We start from the raw sequence: 3050 nt of genomic DNA, 5'->3' as shown, positions 1-3050 counted from the left end.
CTGGGGAGCTGCGGCGTCGAAGGCGTCGCCGCGGGTTTCCGCGCGCACCAGCACCCAGCGCCTGCCGCCGTGTTCGGCTTGCAGCGTGCCCGTGCCCATGTCGTACTGCACGGCGCCGCCGGGGCGCAGCGCCTGTTCGGCGCGGCGCGTGAGGCCCAGCCAGTCCTGGTCCACCGGCACCAGGCCGGAGGACGAAAACGGGTCCGATAGTTCGCGTGCGCGGCGCTGGGCGTAGGCGGCAGGGTCGGTCTCAAGCTGGCGCCGGTCCGCCGCGGGTAACATGGCCAGACGGCCCGATATCAATTGCGCGCGCAGCGCGGCCACGTCGACCTGCAGTTCCACCTGCACCGAGGAGTACAGGCCGCTGTCCGTCCAGCGCTGCGCCAGCAGGCGTGCGGGCGTGACGGAGTCCGCGCCGGAATCCGCGGCGACCAGCGCGATCAGCTGGCGCGACAAGGGTTCCTGGATGCGGGCCTCGGCCAGTTGGCGGGTGGCGTCGGCGCCGGCTTGCGGCACCAGCTCCATCAGGTTGGCCGACACCGGCCAGCCGTGGCGGCTTTGCCAGGCGCCGGCGCAGAGGATCAGCAGCAGCCCCAGCTTGAACAGCCGTGGCAGCCAGCGCTCAATCGGCGAACGCACGTTGCTCCTCGGCGCTCAGGGCCTGCGCGGCTTGCGCATCCGTCATCTGCAGCACGCTGCGGTCGCCCTGCGTCTCGCGCAGTTCGATGCGGTCCACCAGCGCGCCGCCGTTGATCTGGATGTTGTCGAAGATCTGGCGCAGCAGGACCGAACGCGGCGTCAGCAGCAGCTGCCATGCATCTGCCTGACCGGTGAGCGTCAGGTCGAAGTTCTCGCGCAGTCCGGCGGTGTCTCCCGCCAGCACCGACAGGAACAGCCGGTTCTCGCGGCCGGCGCCGGAATGCTGCGGCAGGGCCTGCCATTTGCCGGCTTCGTCGCGCCGGAAGATGCCGTTGGCGTTGATGCGCAGGTCCTGCGCGATCGGCGTGCGCAGCAGCCACAGCAGGCCCTTGCCCGCCGCCAGGGTGAAGTCGCCACGGCTGGTCAGCGGCTGCGGCAGCGAGCGCAGGAATTTCTGCTGCACGAAGTGGCCGCGCACCACGGGCGTGGCGCTCAGCTGCCGCTGCAGATCGGCCAGGTCGAAGGCGCTGGCGGCAAAGGGCAGCAGCGACAGGGCCAGCAGGGCGCACAGGCGGCGCACGAAAACCAAGCGGCGCTTCATGCCGGCGTCTCCATTGATTGCAGCTTGCGCTTTACGGCGTCGACCAGCGCAGCGGGCGAGGCCAGCTGCATTTCGCGGGTCTGGATGCAGACCGCCACCTGTTCGGACGTGGCCCGCGTCAGGCGCCGGCCGCTGGCGGCGTCCAGGATCAGGTAGTTGATCTTCAGGCGGTGTTCCCATTCCACCAGTTCGGCGCGCACCAGCAGGCGCTGGCCGAACTGCGCGGGCTGCGCATAGCGCAGGTGCAGATCGATTACCGGCCAGGCGTAGCCGCTGGCGCGCATGGCGTCGTAGTTGTGCCCCAGCCGGTCCAGCAGTTCGCAGCGGGCCTGCTCCAGGTACTTCACATAGTGGCCGTGCCAGACAACGTGGAGCGAGTCGACGTCGAAGAAGGGCACGCGGATTTCGACTTCAGCGCCGATGACGCCCCGTTTACGCATCGTCTTTCCAGAAAGGATAAAAGTTGAACCATTGCAGCGGCGCCAGGCGGCAGTGCGCGGCTAGCCGGCAGGCATAGCGCTGGGCCAGCTCGGCGATCCGGGCCTGGCGCGTGGCGCGCGTCCATTCGATGCCGTCGGACAGGCGTTCCATCGCCACGCGGTAGCGCGCGCCGTGACGCGTGCAGAACAGCAGGTTGACGGGGCAGCGCAGCAGTCCGGCCAGCAGCCAGGGACCTTGCGGGAGCAGGGCGGTGGCGCCCATGAAATCCACGGGCGTGCAGCGGTCGCCCTGCAGCGGCACGCGGTCGCCAGCGATGGCCAGCCATTCGCCGCGGTCCAGGCGCTGCGCCAGGTCCAGCATGGCGGGAGCATCCAGCTCGCTGACCTGGATCATGCGCAGTCCGCCGCCGGCCTCATGCAGCAGGCGGCTGAAATGGGCCGCGTGCTTGTCGTGGACCAGCACGTTGAGATGCAAGGTGCCGCTTTGTTCCGCCAGTGCGCGGCAGACCTCGATATTGCCCAGGTGCGAGCCGACCAGGATCTGGCCGCGGTTCCTGCCCATCTGCGCGTGCAGGCCGTCGGGATCGGAGATGTCCAGGTTGGCCATCGTGATCTTGCCCTGCCAGACATCCAGCTTGTCCAGGATGGCGTTGGCGAACGCGAGGTACTGACGGTAGACGGGCATGCGGCGCGGCAGCGGTTCGGCCAGCGTTCCGGATTGCGCCAGCCGGCGCTGGTAGGCCGCGATCGAGCGCCGGGCGCGGCCGCCGAAGACATAGAAATACAGCACGACTATCCAGACCACGGGCGCCACTAGGCGGCGTCCCAGGGTGCGCGCCGCCCAGGCGGTCAGGCGCATCAGCACGGCGCTGCCGCGCTCGGGCTGGTCGGCCCAATGCTGATCGGCGGCGCTCATGGGCGCGGGCCTCCGGCAAGCCGCCGCCACAGCAGGGCGGGCGAGCGCGCCAGCATGCCGAAGAAGAGGCGGGCATGCATGCGGCTGATCAGCAGGTTGTCGCGCAGTCCCTTGAAGTGGGAGATGCCGCCTTCCGGGTAGGCCACGCGCGTCGGCAGCCACACCATCGCCGCGCCGCGCCAATGCAGCCGCACCAGGACGGCGATATCGAAATCCATGCGACGGCCCACTTGCGCGCCGTCGATCACGGGCAACACCCGGGCCAGCGGGTAGACGCGGAAGCCGCACATGGCGTCGGGGATGTCGAGCGAAAGCGTATTGATCCAGACCCACACGCGCGTCAGCCAGCGGCCGTAGAGGCGGCTGCGCGGCACGTCGTCGCCATAGACAGGCGCGCCGCAGACGAGGGCGTGGGGCTGGGCGCGGGAGGCTGCCGCGAAGGCGGCCGCGTCCG

3 protein-coding genes and 2 pseudogenes are annotated in these 3050 nt (G+C 69.9%); all 5 read right to left on the bottom strand.

What is annotated here, in order from left to right:
* Positions 1–639, bottom strand: a pseudogene (locus tag VIR09_RS15775) (hypothetical protein); the annotation flags it as partial.
* Entirely contained in the window at positions 623–1240 is a 618-nt protein-coding gene (locus tag VIR09_RS15770; protein WP_332013721.1) for an outer membrane lipoprotein carrier protein LolA, read from the bottom strand. The pseudogene VIR09_RS15775 and the gene VIR09_RS15770, both read right to left, overlap by 17 nt.
* A complete protein-coding gene (locus VIR09_RS15765) occupies positions 1237–1680 on the bottom strand; it encodes an acyl-CoA thioesterase (protein WP_332013720.1) in 444 nt (147 codons plus the stop codon). Before VIR09_RS15765 ends, VIR09_RS15770 begins: the two co-directional genes overlap by 4 nt.
* A complete protein-coding gene (locus VIR09_RS15760) occupies positions 1673–2596 on the bottom strand; it encodes a glycosyl transferase (RefSeq protein ID WP_332013719.1) in 924 nt (307 codons plus the stop codon). Before VIR09_RS15760 ends, VIR09_RS15765 begins: the two co-directional genes overlap by 8 nt.
* Positions 2593–3050: pseudogene (locus VIR09_RS15755) on the bottom strand (glycosyltransferase family 2 protein); the annotation flags it as partial. The gene VIR09_RS15760 and the pseudogene VIR09_RS15755, both read right to left, overlap by 4 nt.

It is taken from the genome of Achromobacter sp., assembly GCF_036567245.1.
Lineage (GTDB): Bacteria > Pseudomonadota > Gammaproteobacteria > Burkholderiales > Burkholderiaceae_B > Achromobacter.
This window is presented reverse-complemented; position numbering and strand designations above follow the sequence as displayed.